This is a genomic window from Streptomyces sp. NRRL B-3229 (assembly GCF_000719505.1).
Lineage (GTDB): Bacteria > Actinomycetota > Actinomycetes > Streptomycetales > Streptomycetaceae > Streptomyces > Streptomyces griseorubiginosus.
In genome coordinates, this window is the sequence record NZ_JOGP01000003.1 from 323,670 (window position 1) to 343,634 (window position 19,965).

11 protein-coding genes are annotated in these 19,965 nt (G+C 72.2%); 7 read left to right on the plus strand and 4 right to left on the minus strand.

The window, feature by feature from the left end:
* Position 1: 1 nt before the first annotated feature.
* From IF54_RS0106410 to IF54_RS0106420, 3 genes are read right to left on the minus strand one after another with little or no spacing between them, the layout of a single operon-like run.
* On the minus strand, positions 2–2,596 hold the full coding sequence (locus IF54_RS0106410) for a LamG domain-containing protein (RefSeq protein ID WP_030315408.1): 2,595 nt from the start codon (positions 2,594–2,596) through the stop codon (positions 2–4).
* Positions 2,593–2,742 carry a hypothetical protein gene (locus IF54_RS42660; protein WP_159002082.1) on the minus strand — a complete coding sequence of 50 codons (150 nt, stop codon included), beginning with the start codon at positions 2,740–2,742 and terminating at the stop codon, positions 2,593–2,595. The genes IF54_RS0106410 and IF54_RS42660 overlap by 4 nt, the downstream gene beginning before the upstream one ends.
* Complete coding sequence (locus IF54_RS0106420) at positions 2,739–6,248, minus strand: hypothetical protein (protein ID WP_030315410.1); 3,510 nt, start codon at positions 6,246–6,248, stop codon at positions 2,739–2,741. The genes IF54_RS42660 and IF54_RS0106420 overlap by 4 nt, the downstream gene beginning before the upstream one ends.
* A 546-nt stretch (positions 6,249–6,794) precedes the next feature.
* On the opposite strand from IF54_RS0106420, the gene IF54_RS39465 reads away from it, so the two are divergent.
* From IF54_RS39465 to IF54_RS0106445, 5 genes are all read left to right on the plus strand, one after another.
* Entirely contained in the window at positions 6,795–9,983 is a 3,189-nt protein-coding gene (locus IF54_RS39465) for an AAA family ATPase (RefSeq protein ID WP_159002084.1), read from the plus strand.
* A 285-nt stretch (positions 9,984–10,268) separates the two neighbouring features.
* A complete protein-coding gene (locus IF54_RS0106430) occupies positions 10,269–12,959 on the plus strand; it encodes a LuxR C-terminal-related transcriptional regulator (RefSeq protein WP_030315412.1) in 2,691 nt (896 codons plus the stop codon).
* Positions 12,960–13,072: 113 nt separating this feature from the next.
* Positions 13,073–14,701 carry an MFS transporter gene (locus IF54_RS0106435; RefSeq protein ID WP_030315413.1) on the plus strand — a complete coding sequence of 543 codons (1,629 nt, stop codon included), beginning with the start codon at positions 13,073–13,075 and terminating at the stop codon, positions 14,699–14,701.
* Between the two features lie 16 nt (positions 14,702–14,717).
* Entirely contained in the window at positions 14,718–15,236 is a 519-nt protein-coding gene (locus tag IF54_RS0106440) for a hypothetical protein (RefSeq protein WP_030315416.1), read from the plus strand.
* 125 nt (positions 15,237–15,361) lie between these two features.
* Positions 15,362–15,559: a hypothetical protein gene (locus IF54_RS0106445; RefSeq protein WP_030315424.1), complete on the plus strand. Its 198-nt coding sequence runs from the start codon at positions 15,362–15,364 to the stop codon at positions 15,557–15,559.
* Positions 15,560–16,153: 594 nt separating this feature from the next.
* Here the strand turns inward: IF54_RS0106445 and IF54_RS0106450 are convergent.
* The gene (locus IF54_RS0106450; protein ID WP_030315425.1) at positions 16,154–17,563 is read right to left on the minus strand and encodes a DUF2252 domain-containing protein; all 1,410 of its coding nucleotides are present in this window, start codon (positions 17,561–17,563) and stop codon (positions 16,154–16,156) included.
* Positions 17,564–17,902: 339 nt separating this feature from the next.
* On the opposite strand from IF54_RS0106450, the gene IF54_RS0106455 reads away from it, so the two are divergent.
* Both IF54_RS0106455 and IF54_RS0106460 read left to right on the plus strand, forming a co-directional pair.
* A complete protein-coding gene (locus IF54_RS0106455) occupies positions 17,903–18,574 on the plus strand; it encodes an HdeD family acid-resistance protein (protein ID WP_030315427.1) in 672 nt (223 codons plus the stop codon).
* Positions 18,575–18,608: 34 nt separating this feature from the next.
* On the plus strand, positions 18,609–19,961 hold the full coding sequence (locus tag IF54_RS0106460) for a hypothetical protein (RefSeq protein ID WP_030315429.1): 1,353 nt from the start codon (positions 18,609–18,611) through the stop codon (positions 19,959–19,961).
* The last annotated feature ends 4 nt before the right edge of the window (positions 19,962–19,965 follow it).

A 19,965-nucleotide genomic window follows, 5' to 3' on the forward strand; every position in this document is an offset into this window, starting at 1 on the left:
CTCAACTCGGGTAGGCGATCTGCCAGCGTCCCTGGGTCACCCGCTCGCCCTTGGTGGCCCAGGTGGCCATGGCGCGCCGGTTGTCGCCGATGAAGTTGAAGCCGGCGAAGGCGTATTCGTCGTGCACCACGTTCCGCAGGTCGAACTCCAGGAGCCCGTCCGCCAGTTTCTTCAGGAGCTGGAGCTCACCGGCGCCGATGGTGACGTCCCCGATCCGCAGGCTGTTCACGACCGCGGTGTTCGCGTACACGTTGGAGAAGTCGTCGCTGCTGAGGTCGCCGGTCTTGAACGTGAACCCTTCCTGTCTGGCCTCGATGCGGTGCCAGAAGCGTTGGTGCTGGTGGAAGCGCAGGACCGGGAAGGTCATGGGACTCGTGCTGTCCTGGAACAGTTCGAGGTACAGCGTCTTCCCGTCGACGGTGTCGGCCGTCGCGTTCTGCCGGCGCACCTGGAGGTGCCCGCTGCCGGTGTCGGCGACCAGCGGAGTGTTCGCGGTCAGACCGCTGCGCAGGCCGTTCACGACAGCGGTGTTCGCGAACACGTCGACAAGGCCGTCGCTGCCCAGGTCACCGGTCTTGAACATGAGCCCTTCGGGCCTGGCCTCGATGCGGTGCCAGAAGCGGTTGCCGTGGTGGAAGCGCAGCGAGGGGTAGACCGGGTCGGAACTGCTCTCCTGGAACAGTTCGAGGTAGAGCTGCTTGCCGCCGCCCGCGTTCGACTCCCTGCGCAGTTGCAGGTGGGAGGAGTCGGCACTGACCGTCAGCCTGGAGCCCGGTGCCGTGGTGCCGATGCCGACGTTGTTGCCGAGCGGGTTGAGAGCCAGCGGCTTCGAGCCGTGCGACTGCACCCAGCTGTAGTCCTGGTGGTAACCGAGCCGCAGGTTCGACTGGCCGGTCGGGCCGAGGATCAGGGTGTTGCCGTTCGCGTCCTGGTTGCCGTTGACGACGTGCAGCTTCGCCTCGGGCGCGACGGTGCCCACACCGGTGTTCGCGGGCCCGTAGAGCAGCGGTGACTTCTCGGCGAACAGGGTCACCGAGCCGTCCTGGTACCCCGGTACGTTGCGGTAACCGACGACGATCGGTGCCAGGCCGAGTGACGGGGCCGCGACCACGGAGGACAGGGGGACCACCAGCGTCCCGTTGGGCGCGAACGCGGTCGCCGATGTGGGGGTCAGCGTCCACTCGGCACGCTGCCCGAGCCTCTCCGAGGTGATCGCCCAGTCGGAACCGACCCCGTTCGCCTTCAGTTCGCCCACCGACGCGCTCTGCGCCGCGCCCGCGTTCTCCAGGGCCCACTCGTGGGTCTCGCCGGCCTGCTGAAGGTCGTACGAGAGCGTGAACGAGGCGCCGGCCAGGGAGAGCGCGGTGTCTCTCGACCGGTTGGCGATCCGGAAACTCAGGGTGTTCGCTGTGACCCCGTCGCTGAGCACCCGGTTCCCGCCGACGAACCCGATCGCGAGCGGGATGTCACGGCGGCCCCGCCGGTTGACGACGTCGAGGAACGCGGTGCGCTGCCCGGTCAGCTCGCTCTGCTCACCCGCGTACCGCATCCGCTGGTGCGTCAGCTCCACTCGGGTGCCACGGGTCCCGCGGCCCCCGTCGGCCGCCAGCCCCCGCAACGCCAGATCGAAGGACGTGCCCCGGGCGATGACCATGGACTTCGCAGCCCCCAGATACAGCACCGTGCCGCCGGTCGCCTGGTCCGGGGCCCGCAGCAGCGTCCACCCGGAGGTGGCGACGGCCGGTTCGGGCGGGGTCGTGAGCGTGCCGGGTCGCAGCCGCAGCGCGACGTGGTGCTCGGTGGCCGACGCGGGGCCCGTCAGGGTACCCAGCTCTATGTCCTGCCGGGAGGTGTTGGTCAGCCGCAGGGTCATCGGCTGCCCTGCGGGGGTGTCGTCGATGAACAGCACCGGCTGCTGGTCCACGTCGAGGAGGGCGAAGTCCAGCGGATGCGCCCGCACGAACGCGGCCAGCGCCGCTTCGTCGTCGGCCATGTCCCGCTGGATCTCGGCCTGGGTGAGCGCGTTGTCGTAGACCCGCACGTGGGACAGGAGTCCGGTGTACCGGTTCGTGCCGTCCGTGCCGGCCAGCAGCGGGCTCTGGTTGGCGGCCCGGTCGCCGGTGAACGTGTACTCGCCCGCCTTGACCCCGTCGACGTAGATCCGGGCGGTGTGCCCGTCGTTGACGCACGCCACGTGGTGCCATGAGTCCGTCGGGACGGTCCCGGGCGCGGTGGCGTGCCCGTCGCCGGCCTTCACCGTGGTGTCGAACCGGTGCCTGAGCGTGCCGTCCGCGTCGAGGACGACGGCGAAGTCGCCCTTCGTCTTCGCCACCAGGCCCACCCGCGCGGCCCTCTTGGACGACGGGTTGACCCACGCCTCGACCGTGTACGCGCCGAGTTTCAGCAGTGGTGTCTCGGCGCCGGCGACCTGGACGGTGGTGCCGTCGAACGCCAGCACGCTGCCGAACCGGTCGTCGGGGCGCGTGCCCGGCTTTCCGGAGACGGCGCCGGCCAGATGGTTGTCGGAGCTGTCCGTGACCTGGTTGTTCGAGGTCAGGGCGTCCAGGTGCCAGTGCAGCACCAGGCCGGCCGTCATTCCGCGGCTCCATCCAGGGCGGTGGCGGACTTCTCCGCCTGCTGGTGGATCTTGCCGATCAGCTCGTACACCTGCGCGTACGGCTGGGTACCGAGCGCCTCCAGCAGGAGGTTCGTCTCGGCGAGCGTCAGCTCCAGGGTGATCATCGTGCTCCTCGGTCGTTCTGAAGGTCGCGCACCGGACGCAGCGTCAGCCAGCCCTCGCGCAGGGTCGCCCGGGCCGGGAACCGCGCGTCGGGCCGTGGCGGATCGGCCTGCTCGAACCGCCCGGACTGCCGCTGCTCCTGCCACGACCAGGCGTAGCCGGGCTCGTCCGGCAGGGGTACGGCGAGATGGTCCGCGTCGGTGAGGACCGGCGCGGTACGGAAACTGACGGCCATGCCCTCCAGGGCGCCTTGGAACATCCCGGTCGGGATCCGCAGCGAACGCGTCGGCAGGACCCCCGCCGTCGCGTGCACCGTGCCCCGGGGGTCGATCAGCATCGTCAGGTACTGCGGCGGCGCGTCGAGCGCCTGGACCAGCGGATCCCCGGGGGAGCGGACGTCGTGCCAGAGAGGGCCGAGGCGCTGCGCCGAGTCCTCCAGCCAGAACCCGAGGACCCCGTCGTCGAGGACCTGGTGCTCGCCGATCCTCACCGGGAAACGGACCATCGGGAAGTCGTTGGTCTCCCGGCAGGCACGCCCCATGTCCTGCCGGAACACGTTCCAGTCCTGGTGATTGGCAGGACGGCCCATCAGCTCCAGGGACACCCGGGCGCGGACCACCGCGAGCGGCCGGCCCATCAGCACGGCCCGGCCCCGATGCTGGGCGTAGTCCTCCGGTTCGATGTACTGAAGAGTGGCGTCCAGATCCTCCAGGAACGCGCCCAGAGCAGTGGGCCCGGTGTCGTACAGCCGTTGCACGACCGCCCGCAGATGAGGGTTCGAGATCGCCGCGATCGGGCCGAAAGCGGCCCCGGGCAGCTCCCGCCACTGGGCGGACTGCGGCTGGGCGGCGTCCGGCAGGGCGTGCAGCGCGCCGACGGCCGAACCGTCGGCGGCGTACACGGCCAGACCGGCGTCCAGGTGATCGGGGATCAGCCAGCCGCAGATCGGGGAGGTGTCCGGCAGTCCGTTGGTCTGCCGGATGTCGTCCTCCGCGTCGAGCCACTCGAACGACAGCCGCGCGGGCTGCGCCAGCCGGGGCGGCAACGCGACCCAGTCCGCATGCTCGGGCATCCGCAGCTGCGTCGTCGTCCGCAGCCGGCTGACATCGACGTCCATGGCGGTGCCGAAGTTGTCCAGCATCCGCATCCGCAGCACCCGCAGCGCCCCCGCCCGGATCGGGTTGAAGTCGCTGAGCGGCTGCGGCGCGTGCCGGGTCTCCCCGCCCACCGCCTGCGCGACGTCGGCGGCGAACTGCTGGTGGTCGGGGAAGCCCAGCGGATCGGCTATCGGGAGCTGACGGGTGAGCTTGCGCATGAGCAGGGCGTCGTTGAAGCCGCTCAGGACGGCGGACAGGTTGCTGTCCTCGTGCGCCGCGAGATGCCGGTAGATGCGGATCAGCAGAGCCAGCCGCTGGTCCGACCCGTGGGAGTCGAACCAGTCGAGCACGGGGGAGGGGTCCGCCAGGAACGCCTCGCGGGTCACCTCGGGCCGCCCCGACGCGTTGTGCAGCGGCAGCACCGAGCCCTGGAGGTAGCGCAGCACCCGCGAGGACAGCACCGGGCGGGCGCCCGGCGACAGGATCGTCGTACCGGTGTAGACGTTGGCACCCTTGTCGGGAATCTGCCGGACCGGCTGGAGTTCCACGTCACGGGGTGGCAGCACGTAGTTGCCGGTGACGAAGTCCTCGCTGTACCTGCGGTCGCGCGGGTCGTTGTTGTTGCCGATCGTCGCGGGGAAGAACTCCACCTCCCACTCCAGCACCGTGGGATGCCAGGACGGGCCGGTCCACTCGGTGACCGCGAAGTTCGGCACCGGCAGCTTCGCCACGGCCGCGACCGCACTCGCCCGCAGGGCCCGCACGGCTTTCGGCGTGCTCACGTCCGGCTGGCCCTCGGCGGACAGTACGCACTCCAGCAGCCCCTGCGGATGCAGCGCCCCGTCCTGCCCGTGCCGGTCACCGGGAGTCGCCGCCCGCCCGGTGAGCAGCACCACCGGATCATTGGGGAGCTGGTACGCCGGTGCGGGAATCTCGTGCAGGACGAAGGTGCTCCGGGCCCGCGCGGCGACGGTGTTGAAGTCCTTCAGCGAGACGTCGACGGCCGTACGCGCGTCGCGCAGCCGCTGGGCCAGGAGTCCGGCCCTGGCGGAGTCCTGGTCGAGCCGGCCCATCGTGCGCCGGAGGAAGAACGCCACCTGGTCCTGGTCCGGATACGAGTCCTCCAAGGCGTCGTACGGGTGGGCGCAGAGCTGGTACTTGTACCAGTCGGCGAACAACCGCTCGCGCTCCGACGTCAGTTGATGGCGTGCCCGGTCCACGTCGGTCTGGGCGACGTTCAGGAGGTTCAGCAGGTCGCTCAACGCGTGCGGCACGGTGAGCTGTTCACGTGCCTGCTTGTCCTCGGCGGTGACGCCCTCGGTGTCGTCCTGCCGCCGCAGGGACCACTGGATACCGGAGGCCACGTCGTGGAAGGTGGCCGAGTGCCGGGACTCGCTCAGGCCGAAGCCGAGGTCCAGTGGCTTCGACTCCAGCTCGTCGGCGAAGGCCAGCGCCTCCAGGAGCTCCTCGACCTGGTCGGCGGACTCGGAGGTCAGGACGCCTCCCAGGTGCGCGGCGAGCGCCTCGGTGGCGGTGTTACCGACGCATACGCCCGTCTCGTCGTCCACGGCGGACAGCCGCGGACCCGGTGCGATGCCGGTGGCCGCGAAGGTCAGCCGCGCGTAACAGACCACCCGGCCCGGCGCCGGAGCACCGGGAGCGGCCGAGGACGCCGTCCAGCCGAACCGCAGCCGCGCCGCCTCCTGCCAGCCGTCGCCCAGCGCCGTGGCGGGATCCTGGCCGGGGTCGTCGAACCAGCCGAGCACCTCGTACCGCAGGCCCTTCGGCGGGACGCCCCGGTAGTCGGGGTCGTGGAAGCCGAACACGCTGTGACAGTTGCCGTACTGCGCCGCGAACGTGGGCTCCCCGTATCCGACCGCCGTCAGCTCGGGCAGATACCGCGAGCGGTCGGTGGAGCGGCTCCACACGTCCAGCGGAACCTTCCGGCCGAGCCGCCGGTACGGACGGCCCGACCCGGGCACCGGATAGAGAACGGCGCCGGGATTGTCGTCGGACAGGTAGTCGCTCTCGACGACCCACTCCGCCTCCACCTTCCCGTCCCTGCTCCGGGTCACCAGCCAGCGGTCGGGCACTGCCGGGACAGCGGTGGTGCCGTCCGCGCGCTGGACCATCCGGGTCAGACCGTCGGGCAGCGCCCAGTGGAGATGGACGCCGGCCCTGAGCCGGAGGTCCTCGTCCTGGAAGGGGGTCCGTACCATGATCTCGCTGACGTACGGGAGATCCTCGTTCTGATCCAGGCCGGTGGCCGGATCGCGGTACGGGAGCCGGCTGAGGTCGTTGTCCGGTCCCCGCACGTCGAGATCCTCGGACAGACACAGCGCGTCGAGGTGGACCGGCACGACCAGCGGTCCGCCGACGCTCACCGGCCTTCCGCCGACAGGCTCGGACATGCGGCGGCCATCCCTTGCGACACGGTTCCCCCAGAGGTCGACTACTGACCGAAAGGTGTCCCGGCCGGTTCAGAGAGCGTCACCGTAGTGGCCAAGCAGCCGTCTGGAACGCGCAGTTGATCGACGACGGCAGGGGTTGCCACGGGGGCATCGGACCGGCGCGGCGTTCACGATTGTGCGACCGCAACAGCCACTGGAGACGAGGCTGTTCGCGTTTCTGGAGGCCCAGAGCCTGGGACGGGGCTCGCGTTGAAGTTCCCCCTTCGCAGAACGAGGGCGTCCCGATCCTCGTCCTCGGACGTGCCGCCACTGCCGGTACGGCCGATCCGGACGACGGGAACGGCCCCGGCACCGGAAGGTTCCGGCGCGGTTCTTCCGGTGGTCCCTCCGGTGGTTCTTCCTGGTGCTCCCGCTCGTCAGTACACGGTCAAATGGAGGGCGGCCGGTCTGCGGTGATCGCCGATGAGTACCATCCGCTGCACGGCGAGGCGCAGGAGCCTCGCCCGGACGCTTAGAGCAGACGAAGTGGTGCGGAGGGCCAGGGAGTTGACGACATTCGGGGAGATGCTGCTGGTCTTCCGCCGGGCCGCTGGACTGACCCAGGAGGAACTGGCCGAAGCCGCCGGGATGGCGGCCCGGTCCATCCGGGACCTGGAACGCGGCCGACGAGAACGCCCGCAGCGCCGCACGGCACAGTTACTGGTGTCGGCGCTGGGACTGAGCGGCGCCGACGCCGCCGCGCTGCTCGCGGCAGGGCGCCCCGGCAGTCAGCCGGTTCCCTCCACCGGTGGCGGCATGACGCCGTCCGGGCTGCTCGGCCGTCAGGACCAGCTGATGGTCCTGGAGCACGCGGCCGGTGAGGCACGGGCAGGCCGGGGCGGTGTGGTGCTGGTGCGGGCGGGCGCGGGGATGGGGAAGACCGCGCTGCTGGATGCCTGGGCACCGCAGGAGATCAGGGTGGTGTCCGCGAGCGGGGCCGAGCTGGAACAGGGCTTCGCCTTCGCGGTATTGCGGCAACTCATCGAACCCCTGCTCGCTCGCGCCGGTGACGAAGGGCGGGCACGGCTGCTGGCCGGTCCCGCACAGTCGGCTTCACACGCATTGCGCGTGGAGGGCACCGGCGAGCTGTCGCCCGAGGCGTCCCTGGGCCTCCTGCACAGCCTGTACTGGCTGATGGTGCACGCCACCGACGAGGGGCCCCTCGCCCTGGTGGTCGACGACGTCCACTGGGCGGATGCACCGTCCCTACGGTGGCTCGAATACCTGGCCCGACGCCTGCGGGGCCTGCCTCTGCTGCTGGTGCTGGCGGGGCGGCCGGACGAGGGGGCCGGAGCTGGGCCGGTGCTGGTCGGGCGGCCGAACGACGGTGCTGGGGCCAGGTCGATGCAGACGGGGCGGCCGGACGACGCGACCGGCACCGGGCCGACGCTGGAACGGATCGCCGCCCAGCCCCACTGCCGGCGCATCGAGCTGCCCGGCCTGGACATCGGCAGCGTCACCCACCTGGTGCGGGCAAGTCTCGGCCCCTGCGAGTCACGGTTCGTCGCCGCGTGCGCCTCTGCCACCGGAAACAACCCGCTGCTGCTGCGGGAACTGCTGCGGACCCTGGCGGACAACCAGGTCCGGCCCACCGACGACCAGGCCCATCTGGTCGAGGAGTTCCGGGGCCGGATCCTGGCCGAAACCGTCGTCAAACGGCTGGCCGGCGAGCCGGAGCCGGTCCTCTCCCTGGCCCGGACCCTGGTCGTTCTGGGGGACGACGCCACCTGGACGACCGCGGCAGAGCTGGCGGGGCTGGGCGAGCCGACGGCACGGGAACTCGGCGGCAGACTGCGGCAGATCGGCGTGCTGGCGCCGGGCGAGCCGGTGCGGTTCGCGCACGCCCTGGTCCGCACCACCGTCGCCGAAGCCGTCCTGGGGCCGGTCGAACTGGCCGCTGGTCACGCGCGGGCAGCCGGACTGCTGCGCGCCGACGGAGCGGCCGACGACTTGGTGGCGGCCCACCTGCTGCTGGCCGAACCGGGCGGTGAGAGCTGGTGGGTGGACGCCCTGCGGGAAGCGGCGCGGGCGACTCGCGGCCGAGGGGCCCCGGAGGTCACCACCGCCTATCTGCGCCGGGCCCTGCGCGAGCCGCTGCCCGCCGAAGCACGCGGTCCCCTGCTCCTGGAGCTGGGCAAGGACGAGATACAGATCGACGCAGGCGCCGCCAGACACCACCTGACCCAGGCGTCGACAGCGCTGGCTGACCCGTACGCGCTGGCCGAGGCCGCCTCACTCCTCGCCAGCGCGCAGTTCCTCAGCCACGAGCACGAGCGCGCCGTCGACGTCCTCGCCCGCGCGGTGGACGACCTGGAGCACACCGACGACGGCATCGGCCTCGCCCGCGAGGTGTCGTGGTACCTCCAGGCACAGATGCTGCTGATCGGCTACGACCAACTGTCCACGCTCCCCGCCGCCCGCCGGCACGCGCGACGGCTGCGGGACCACAAACTGGCCGGTGACACCCCCGGCGAGTGCGTGGTCCTGGCCGCACTGTCCGCCTGGGCCACCACCGGGGAGGCCAGCGCCCAGGTCGCCAACGACCTCCTTGACCGGGCCCTGCGAGGCGGACTGGTCGCGGCGGACGCGTCCCACATGTTCCTGACCCTCGCCGGGCTGGCCTTCGTGGCCACCGACCGGCTCGACGACGCCGTCGCGCGCTTCGACCACGTCGCCGAGACGGGCGGACGGTGGGGGTCGTTCCTGATGGTCTCGTCCGCGCTGACCTGGCAACTGCTCGTCCAGGCCCGCCGCGGTCGGCAGCTCCCCCTCACCCCCGACTTCGGACACCCCGCCACCAAGGCGGACCAGAGCCTGGAGCCTCGGGTCAGGTTGTCGATGACTACTCAAGTGGGCGAGTCGCTGATCGAGCGGTGCGATCTGACCTCGGCGACGGCGGTACTCACCGCGGACGCCGACTTCGACCGGGTCGGCTGGACATGGCAGGGACCCGCGCTTCTCGCACGCAGCCGACTGCACGCCGCCCGCGGCAACCCGGCCGCCGCCCTCGCCGTCCTGCACGAGTACGGCGCGCAGGAGAACCGGGCCCAGGTCATGAACCTGGCCGGGGTGCCCTGGCGGTCGCGGGCGGCCCTGCTGCACCTCACGCTCGGACAGCGGACGGACGCGCTCCAACTGGCCACCGAGGAACTGGAGCTGGCCCACCAGTGGGGCACCGAGCGGGCGATCGGGGTGGCCTCACGCTGTCTGGGCGTCATCCACGGCGGACACCGGGGGCAGGCCCTCCTGCGCGACGCCGTGGCCGTACTGAAACGGTCCCCCGCCCGGCTGGAACTGGCCCGCGCCCACTACAGCCTGGGCACCGCCCTCATACGCGGCGGCGAGACCGACGAGGCCCGCCAGGCCCTCACCCAGGCGCTCCACCTCGCGGACACCTGCGGCAGCGTCCTGCTGGCCGGCCAAGTGCGCGGAGCGCTCGCCTCGGCAGGAGTACGCCCCAAGCCGGCTCCACCGGCGGCCCCGAGCCTCTCCCCGACCGAACACCGGCTGGTCGAGCTGCTCCGCGCAGGTCACAGTGACCGTCAGATCGCCCAGGCCCTGCTCCTCACCCCGCACGATGTGACTGGACTCGTCGAGCAAGCAGGCCGCAAACTGGGGGTGACCAGCAGGGCGGAGCTGGCGTCCCCGGCCCAGTCCCAGGCCCACCAGCGAACCGGCGGAGACAGTCGCAGATGAGGGCCGGTTTCGGAGGTTTCCGAGACCGGCCCTCGATCATTTCGGCCCCCGCGCCGGATCCGCCCGCCATCATGGGCCCCTTTCCGGGTGTCTCGTCCAGATGTGCGAACAGTGGGGGCTCGTCGTCGAGAGGCCATGGGGCACGTGGGACTAGGCCCTGTGGTCCCTTCGTAGCGCGGTTCGGCCCTCTGGCGGGACCAGTGGGGCCCTGTGCGCCAGGTGAGTGTGCGGGAAGAGTGAGAAGCTGATCGAGAGGGGGGAGCGTTGCCCAGGACCTGACGACGCGTGGTGGTGAGCACCGTGGCAACAGGCGACAGGACCATCGGGGTGCCGGCCGAGAGCCGGGTCGATCCCTTCGGCGATCCCTTTTTGCGCACACGGTTCGCCGTGCCGTCGAGGCCCGCCACCTTCCTTCCCCGCCGCCGGCTGACCCGGCATCTCGGCCAGGCCCTGCGGACCCCCCTGACCATGGTCAACGGCTCCGCGGGCGCGGGCAAGACCCTGCTGGTCGCCGACTGGACCGCGACCCTGGACCGCCCGGTCACCTGGCTCACCGTCGAGGCCGAGGAACAGCGACCCGGCATGTTCTGGGCCTACTTCCTCCAGGCCCTGGACGCCTCCGGCACCCCTCTGTCCGACCGCGTCCACGTCCCGGCGGACCCGAGCCGGGTGAGCCGCAAGGTGCTCTCCGAGATCGCCGAGGACCTGGTCGGACGCGACCCGGCCCCGCTCGTCGTCCTCGACGAGTTCGACCGGGTGAGCGCGTCCAGGATCGCGGAGCAGCTGGAGTTCGTGCTCCAGCACGCCGGCTCCGGCCTCCACCTGGTCCTCGTCACCCGCAACGAGCCCATGTTCTCCCTGCACCGGTACCGCGCGGCCGGAGCACTGACGGAGATCCGCGACGCCGAACTCGCCTTCACGCCCGAGGAGGCGGCGGCACTGCTGGAGCTGCACGGACTCAGCCTGCCCGGCGACGCCGTGCACGCCCTGGTGGAACGGACCCGCGGCTGGGCCGCCGGTCTGCGGCTGTGCGCCCTGGCGGCACAGGAGAGCCCGAACCCGCAGGCCTACCTCAAGGAGTTCGAGGCCGACCGCAGCACCGTCGCCGACTTCCTGCTGGCGGAGGTGCTCAGACGCCAGCCGCGGGAGACGCAGGACCTCCTGCTGCGCGTCAGCGTCCTCGACCGCTTCTGCCCCGACCTGGTGAACGGACTGACCCACCGGACCGACGCGGCCCGCATCCTGGCCGAACTGCACCGCGACAACGCCTTCGTCGAACAGCTGGGACAGGGGTGGTACCGCCTGCACCCGCTGTTCGGGGAGATACTCCAGACCCACCTGCGGGTGCGCAGCCCCGGCCTGGAAGCCGATCTGCACAGGTCGGCGGCCCAGTGGCTGCGCCGCCGCGGCACCCTCCCGGAGGCACTCTCGCACGGCGCCGCGGCCGACGACTGGAACTTCACCGCCAGTGCACTCGTCGACGACCTGGCGATAGGACAGTTCTTCACGGGACTGCGCTCCGACGACCTCAACGAACTGTTCTCCCGGATGGGCCCCGAGGCCGTGGGACCCGCGCCCGAGCTGGTCCGGGCCGCCCGCGACCTGGCCCAGAGCGACCTCGACCGGGGCATGGCCCACCTCCACCACGCCGAGGCACGGCTGGCCGGCGAGGCGGGCGACCCGGCGGCCGCCCAGCTGAGCTGGGCGCTCCTGGAGGCGGTGGCCGCCCGGCTGACCGGTTCTCCCGCGCGGGCCGAACAGGCCGCCGAGGCCGCCGACGAGGTACGGCCGGAGATCCCGGCGCACCTCCTGGACAAGCACCCCGAACTTTCCGCCCTGCTGCTGACCCACCTGGGCTCCACCCGGTTGTGGGCCGGACGCTACGAGGATGCGCGGGCCGCTCTGGCCGAGGCCGCCGAGTGCCCCGGCGGCGCCCAGACGGTGCTGCCCCGGGAGGAGTCGATGGGGCACCTGGCCCTGATCGACTACCTGAACGGATGGCCCGGCAGGGCCGAGCACAAGGCCCTGGCGGCGATGACCGAGACGGAGCGCTTCAGCCTCCCCCAGCCGGCCGGCTCGGGCATCGAGCGGCTGGTGCTGGCGGCCGTGGCCGTCGACCGCAACGAACTGGGCCGGGCCCAGTCCCTCCTCGACGAGGCCGACGAACTCGCCCCCGAGATCCAGGACCCCGTCCAGGCCGCAGGGCGGGCCATCGCCACGGCCCGGCTCCAGCTGGCCCGCGGCAACACGCGGGCGGCCATGGAGGCGGCGACCCCGGCCGTCTCCACCGCCGTCGCCTCCCCGTGGGCGGAGGGCCTGCAACGGGTGGTCGCCTCCGCCGTCCATCTGGCCGAGGGGCGGACCGGGACGGCCGCCGAGCTGCTGCGGCAGCTGCCGGACGACCGCCCCGCGTGGGTGGTGGAGGCAGCCCGGCTGAGACTGGCCGCGGGCGAGACGGACGCCGCCCTGGACCTTCTCGACAGCCTGTCCGCCGACAGCCGGCCCGGGCCCGCGGTGACCGTCCGCGCCGCGCTGGTGAGAGCTCAGGCCGCGGCGGAGCGCGGAGACACCGAGACGGCCCGCAGACTGGTCGCCCAGGCACTGCTCGGCGCCCGGCGCGAACGGCTGCGCCGCCCCTTCATCGACGCCGGACGCTGGATCAGGCCGTACCTGGCCGCGGCACCTTCGCGGTCGCTGGCCGCCGGCTGGCTCATCCCCGCCTCCGACCCCCCGCCCGCCGCCGGACGGGCCGCTGCCGGGCCACCCCCCGCGCCGGTCGTCGTGCAGGAGCTGAGCGAACGCGAACGCGACGTGCTGCGCGGACTGGCCCAGATGATGTCGACCCAGGAGATCGCCGCGGACCTGTACCTGTCGGTGAACACCGTGAAGACCCACCTCAAGAGCCTGTACCGGAAGCTGGCGGTGAACCGCCGCAGCGAGGCGGTACGCCGAGCACGGGACCTGCGGCTCCTGTGAGGAACCGGCAGGTCGCCCGTGACGGGTGAGGCGCCCGCGCACCCCGGTCCGCTGCCATGGGAGGAGCGGCCGTCTCCATCGAGCCGCCTACCGATTCTGGCGAGGTGGTCACCATGCGGCGTTGGCGCGCTCTGATCGTCCTGGGGACGGCCCAGTTCCTCATGGTCCTGGACACCTCGGTCATGAACGTCTCGATCAGCCAACTCGTCGAGGACTTCGACACCGAGGTGACCACCATCCAGGCCGTGATCACCCTGTACGCGCTGGTCATGGCCGCCTTCATGCTGATCGGCGGCCGGCTCGGCGACATCCTGGGGCGGCGCCGGCTCTTCTTCCTCGGACTGGTCGTGTACGGCACGGGATCGGCGCTGACCGCCCTCGCCCCCACCGTGTGGGTCCTCGCCCTGGGCTGGTCCGTCGTCGAAGGGCTCGGCGCTGCGATGGTGCTGCCGGCCATGGCGGCCCTCGTCGCCGAGTCCTACCGCGGGCCGGACCGGGCCGTCGCCTACGGCGTCATCGGCGGCCTCGCCGGCGCCGGGATCGCGGTCGGCCCGCTCCTCGGCGGCTGGGTGACCACGTATCTCACCTGGCGGCTGGTCTTCGCCGGGGAGGTCGTCGTCGTCCTCGCCATGCTGTGCTGCCACCGGATGATCGCCGAACCTGCCCATACCCGGACCCGCCCCCGGCTCGACGGGGTCGGCGCCGCGCTGTCGGCCACCGGGCTCGGCCTGGGCGTGCTCGGGGTCCTCCAGAGCAGCACCTGGGGATGGGTCTCGCCCCGCAACCCGCCCTTCACCGTCCTCGGGTTCGCCCCGACGCTGTTCGTCGTAGGAGCCGGAGCGGCCGTCCTCGCCCTCTTCGTCCGCTGGGAGCGACGGCGCGACGAACGGGGCAGCGACCCCCTCGTCCACCTGGACCTGCTGGGCCGGCCCGCGCTGCGCTCGGGACTGATGGTCCTGCTCAGCCAGAACCTCATCCTGCTGGGCCTCTTCTTCGTGATCCCGCTGTACCTCCAGGTGGTGCAGGGCTTCGACGCCTTCGAGACCGGGCTCCGGCTCCTGCCGGTCTCCGTCACCATGCTCGCGGCCTCGCTGCTCGCCTCCTCCCTGGGCCGCACCGTCGGACCGCGCCGGATGATCCGGCTGGCCCTCGCCACCCTGACCGTCGCCATCGTCTGGCTGCTGGCCACCATCGACCCGGTCATCGACGACGCGCAGTTCGCCGGCGCCATGGCCCTCGTGGGCGTGGGCACGGGGCTGCTCGCGTCGCAGCTGGGCAACGTCGTCCAGTCCAGCGTGGGCGAGGAGGAACGCAGCGAGGTCGGCGGGCTCCAGTTCACGGCGCAGAACCTGGGCTCCGCGCTGGGCACGGCCCTCATCGGCTCGATCCTCCTCGGCGCCCTGGCGCACGCCTTCACCAGCCAGGTCGCCGACGATCCGCGGCTGTCCGAGGAGACCCGCGCCGAGACCGGAGTCGCCCTGGAAGCCGGCATCTCCTTCGTCACCACCGACCAGGTGCGCTCGGCGGCGGCGAACGCGGGGCTGCCGCCCGCCGAGGCCGAGGCCGTCACGGACTCCTACGCCGCCGCGCAGCTCGACGGCCTCAAGGCGGCGATCCTCGCCACCGGAGGCATCACGCTGGCCAGTTTCCTCGTCACCTCGAACCTCCCGGCCGGCCGCAGCGGCCGTCGCGAGACGGCGGGCACCGCCGCGCCGTCCCCCTCGGCCGGACCGACGCGCTGACCCCCAAGGAGCGTCCATGTCCACGACGGACCCCACGACGGTACGCGGGCCCGGCACCGGGATCCGGGCCCGCGCCGACTACTCCGGCGGCGTCTACGGCTCCATGCTGGCGGCCTCCGTGGTGATCGGAGCCGGCGCCCTCGGCTCGTTCCCACGGCTGGAACTGGTGCTGCTGTTGCTGCTCACCGGGGTGGCGTTCTGGATCGCGCACGTGCATGCCCAGCTGTTCGGTGCGCGTCTGGCGCAACAGGCCCTCGACCGGCACGTCGTGTTCGAGGCCTGCCGCGAGGAGTGGCCGATCGTGAAGGCCGCCGTGCCGCCCGCCGCGGCGGTGGCGGTCAGTCCGCTGCTGGGTCTGGACGTGCAGGGTGCGCTGTGGCTGGCGCTGTCCGTCGCCGTGGTCGGACAGGTGGGCTGGTCGGTGGCCGCGGCCCGTCGTGCCGGTGCGTCCTGGCGCCTGGTCGCCGGCACCGCGTCCGTCAACCTGGTGATCGGCCTGCTGATCATCTCGTTCAAGGTGTTCCTGAAGCACTGACCAGGTCGCCCGAGCGCCGGCCGGCGGATCACCTCCGCCGGGTGAGGCAGGAAGGGGGTGTTCGAATGGACCATCGGAGTACAGGGCGCCGACCGCCCGCCAGGCCGCCTGCGGGAGTACAGCCCATGCGCTACGAGATCCGAGTCGACGGACACATGTCGGACACACTGGCCGAAGCCTTTCCCGAGCTGGAACGCGTGGTCATGTCCGGACAGACGGTCCTGTTCGGCTCGGTCATCGACGAGGCGCACCTGTTCGGCCTCCTGGCCCGCTGCCAGTCCCTGGGGCTGCACGTGGTGGAGATGCGACGCATGCCGGAGTGACACCGCCGTCCCCCAGGACCGACGACCACTCCCGACCGACCGCCGGCGGGGGCCCGCCCACGGCACCGGCCGACCGTTAGGGCGGGGGACCGGTCAGCCGCACCGGCCCGCCGCCGGTGGACGGCGCCCGGCAGTCGCACCGGGCCGCCGCGGGAGCGTCGCGAGCACGGGCCTTTCAGCTGCCAGCCGTCCGCCCCGGCGCGCGGGTGGCTCACTTGCCCGGGTGTCGCCGTGGCCCACCCACTGCCGGAGTTCGCGTGCCCCAGCGCACGCTCGTCTGCCCGAGGGCGCCTCACGCGGCCCGCGCCTGCCCTCCCCTCGCTCCCGGACTCCCTGGGAGCTTCCGCCGAACCCCGAACCGAACCCACGTCGGCCACTGCCTCGCGCCACCCCGCGCGTTCGCACCGCCCATCGCGCTCACCCCCGCCCACGCGCCTCCCGCGTCCGTTCCGGGACCACCCGGCTTCGCTCGCACAGCCGTCCACCGCCCCCAAGCACTGCATGCACGGCCGTCTACCGCCCCCAACCAGCGCACGCACAGCCGCTCTCCCGCCCCCCCCAGCAGCGCAGCGTGGCCGCTGCTGTTTCTCTCGCTCAGAGTGTCTCCGCCTGTACCCGGCCCGAGCGGACCGCGCCTGCCAGTGCCTCGAAGTCCCGTTCGTTCTGGTCGGCGTAGGACTGGGCGTAGCCGGTGAGGGCCTGGTCGAAGCGGTTGCCGGAGCCCAGGTAGGCGGCGATGGCGATCGGGTCGCCGGACCGGGCGTGGGCGCGGGCCAGCGAGGCGCCGCACACCCGGGCGAACAGGGCGAGCATCGCGGGGTCCATCATCTCCGGCCGGGCGATGCCCTTCCAGTCCCGCAACTGCCGTACGTAGAAGTCGCGTTCGACGCCGTCGATGCCCACCACATGGGTCCAGCCGAGGAAGATGTCACTGGTCGTCTGGATCAGATGCTGGCCGTCGACGACCCGCCGGCCCTGGTTGTCGAAGCGGTCCGCGCCGGTCTGCGCGGCCAGCACCGACTCCTGGGCCTCCTTGGCCTGGAGGAGCAACGGGTCGTCGTCGTTCCTGCCCAGCAGGAGCAGGATCCAGCAGCGGGTGCCGACACTGCCCACCCCCACCACCTTGCGGGCCATGTCCACCAGGTGGAAGTGGTGCAACAGGTGCTGCCGTTCGGACGGCAGGGTGCGCGCGTACTCCTCCAGAACGGTCTGGAGCTCCTTCTCCTGCTGGTTGTCCGCCGCGTAGGCCAGCAGATCCCTCAGCGGTGTGATCAGGGGCGGGTCGGCGGCGATCCGGCGGCCCTCGGGGGTGTTCCGCGTGAGCTTCTCGAAAGCCTGCATGTGGGTGCGGGTACGCGCCTGCTCGGTGGCCCGCTCGGTACGGCGTCTGGCCTTCCTGTCCATCGAGGACGCCAGCAGCGCACGCAGGTGGTCGGCGTCGTCCTGGGCGTACCAGATGTCCAGGGTGCGCATCCCCGCGAAGTCGTGCATCCGCTTGCGGTAGGCGCGGACGCAGGTCCGCACAATGGTGTTCTGCTCCTTGAGGGAGAAGCCGTTGGCGCGGGCCGCGATGGCGAAACTGGCCGCCAGCCGCTTCACGTCCCATTCGAAGGGGCCGGGCAGCGTCTCGTCGAAGTCGTTGATGTCGAAGACCAGATGACGCTCCGGCGAGGCCAGCAACCGGAAGTTCAGCAGATGCGCGTCCCCGCACAACTGCACCCGCAGCCCCGTGTTGGGGGCGGCACCCAGGTCGGCCGCCATGATGGCTGCCGCGCCGCGGTAGAAGCGGAAGGGCGACTCGAGCATTCGCCCGTAGCGGATCGGCACCAACTCGGGCACCCGCGTGGCCGACTGACGCTCAATCACCTCGATCGGGTCGAACCGCGCCGGGTCCGTCTCGAAGAAGCCGTGGCTCGAACGGGGCACGCGGGCGCGGGCGTTCCTGCCGATCGCCGCCCGTTCCGAGGGCGACAGAAGGACCGTCGAGGAGTTCGGTACGGTCATGGCTGGACCTCCTGGATCGTAGACGAGAGGCCGCACCACGACCGGTGGGCCGCGCACCCGCACGGTGCGGGCGACGGCCTCGCACATCGCCCGCCGGACCCGGGCGGGCGGTGCCCCGTCCGGGCGCTCGGGAGAGCGCTCATCTCGTCCCTCTTCGTCCGGGCCGCCGCCGGGCCGGCGTACGACCTCGTTACCAGCCCACCGGCACGGCCGGATCCGCGGATCACCCACGACGGGTGACCCGGGCACCGGCGCTACGCGGGACGCTGGCCGCGTGAGGGGCCCCGCACCGCTCCGGCGGTGCGGGGGACGACCCGTTCGAGCGGGCGAGGAGAAGCCATGACCACGCAGCGGGGCCCGGCACCACACACCGCGACGGACCAAGACCCCTACGGGGGCACCCACGGCGGCACCCCCGCAGGCACGGTCGCCGGAGCGGACGTACTGGAGCGGCTCGGCCGTTCCTGGACCTGGATCCTCGGATCCGCGATCGCCACGCTCGTGCCCGGCGTCCTCGTCCTGGTCTGGCCGGACGAGACCCTGCACGTCCTCGCCGTCCTGATCGGCCTGTACCTGCTGGTCGCCGGGTCGTTGCGGTTCGTCTCCGTCTTCGCCTGGCACGCACCCGGCGAACGGCTCCTCGGCCTGATCATGGCCGTGCTGTACGTCCTCGCGGGTGTGCTGTGCCTGCGCAATCCGCTCCAGACCATCGCCGCCCTCTCGCTGGTCGTCGGGGTCGTCTGGCTCGTGACCGGCATCCTCACCCTCTACACGGCGATCACCGCCGAGGACCTGCCGCACCGGGCCTTCGTACTGGGTTCGGCCGTGATCGGCATCGTCGCCGGGATCGTGGTGCTGGCCCTGCCGACCGAGTCGGCGCGGGCGCTGACCCGGCTGCTCGGCCTGTGGCTCGTGCTGCTCGGCCTGTTCGAGCTGGTCCTCGCCCTCGCCTGGCGGGCCGCGCTGCGCCGCTCGGGCATCACGGACCGCCATGAACCGGCGGACGCCTGAGAACGAGCCAGGCTGCTCCGACGAGGGAGCCTCCATGAACCCCGCCTCGGCCCCCGGCACCCCGGGCGGCGACGCATCCCCGGGCTCCGCCCGCGCCGTGACCGCGGACGAGCACGCCGAGTACCAGCGGCTGCGCCGCGCCGCGTCGGTACGGCACCGCAGGGCGCGCTACGCGGGAGCCACCGTCCTCCTGGTCCTCACCCTCCTGCTCGCACCGCTCGCCCTCGCCGCGACCTGGGTGCACGACCAGGTCGCCGACACCGACCGGTACGTGCAGACCGTCGCCCCCCTGGCCTCCGACCCGGCCGTGCAGGGCGTCGTGATCGACCGGCTGACCGACCGGGTGGTTGCCCAGGTCGACGTGGAGGCCATCACGGCCGCGCTCACCAGGACGCTGTCGGACAACGGGGCCCCGCCCCGCGTCGTCGAGGGCTCGAAGTCCCTCACCGCCCCGCTGCGCTCCGCGGTGCGCTCCGTCGTGGAACGCACCGTGAGCCGCGCGGTCACCGGCGAGCTCTTCCAGCAGGCCTGGGAGGGCGCCAACCGGCGGGCCCACGCCACCGTGGTGAACATGCTCACCGGCGACCGCGAGGGCGCGGTGCAGGCCGAGGGGGACACGGTGCAGCTGGACATCGGCGCCGTGGTCGACCAGGTGCGGCAGCGGCTCGTCGAGGCCGGCTTCGAGAAGGCCGCCGCCATCCCGGACACCGACCGCACCGTCACGCTGTTCCGTACCGAACAGCTCGCCAAGGCCCAGGACGGCATGCGCCTGCTGGACGTCGTCGGCACCTGGCTGCCCGTCCTGACGCTCGCTCTCGCCGCCCTCGCCGTGTGGGTCGCTCCAGGCCACCGGGTGATGGTGATGATCACCGCGCTCGGGGTGGGCGTGATGACGGTGGTGGTGCTGGTCGCCCTGGTCGTGCTGCGGCGCGTCTACCTGGACTCCGTGCCCGCGACGACCCTGCCGCCCGACGCCGCCGCGGCGATCTTCGACACCTTCCTCCGCTTCCTGCGCGCGAGCGCCCGCACCCTGCTCGTCGTCTGCCTCCTCACGGCCCTCACCGCCTACCTCTACGGCCCCGGCCGGGTCGCGCGCGGAGTGCGCGCACTGGCCGGGCGGGGGGCCGCGGGTGCCGGGAACACGCTGCGCCGCGCGGGGGTGACCACCGGTCTCACCGGGCACTGGCTCGCCGTCCACCAGAAGTGGACCACCGGGATCGTCATCGGGGCCGGTGCCCTGGCCCTCGTCCTGTGGAACCACCCCACCGTCGGCGCGGTGGCCCTCGTCCTGGTGCTGGTCCTGGTGGTGCTGGCGATCATCGCGGTGCTCGCCGCAGCGCAACCCGCGCCGGGCACCCCCGACCGACCGGGACACGCGGCCGCGTGAGCCA

Excerpts from the sequence above, each read along its gene's own strand:
- IF54_RS0106450 (WP_030315425.1), bottom strand. The coding sequence starts at position 17,563 with ATGACCGTACCGAACTCCTCGACGGTCCTTCTGTCGCCCTCGGAACGG.
- IF54_RS42660 (WP_159002082.1), bottom strand. The coding sequence starts at position 2,742 with ATGATCACCCTGGAGCTGACGCTCGCCGAGACGAACCTCCTGCTGGAG.
- IF54_RS0106440 (WP_030315416.1), top strand. The coding sequence starts at position 14,718 with ATGTCCACGACGGACCCCACGACGGTACGCGGGCCCGGCACCGGGATC.
- IF54_RS0106410 (WP_030315408.1), bottom strand. The coding sequence starts at position 2,596 with ATGACGGCCGGCCTGGTGCTGCACTGGCACCTGGACGCCCTGACCTCG.
- IF54_RS0106420 (WP_030315410.1), bottom strand. The coding sequence starts at position 6,248 with ATGTCCGAGCCTGTCGGCGGAAGGCCGGTGAGCGTCGGCGGACCGCTG.
- IF54_RS0106460 (WP_030315429.1), top strand. The coding sequence starts at position 18,609 with ATGAACCCCGCCTCGGCCCCCGGCACCCCGGGCGGCGACGCATCCCCG.
- IF54_RS0106455 (WP_030315427.1), top strand. The coding sequence starts at position 17,903 with ATGACCACGCAGCGGGGCCCGGCACCACACACCGCGACGGACCAAGAC.
- IF54_RS0106435 (WP_030315413.1), top strand. The coding sequence starts at position 13,073 with ATGCGGCGTTGGCGCGCTCTGATCGTCCTGGGGACGGCCCAGTTCCTC.
- IF54_RS0106445 (WP_030315424.1), top strand. The coding sequence starts at position 15,362 with ATGCGCTACGAGATCCGAGTCGACGGACACATGTCGGACACACTGGCC.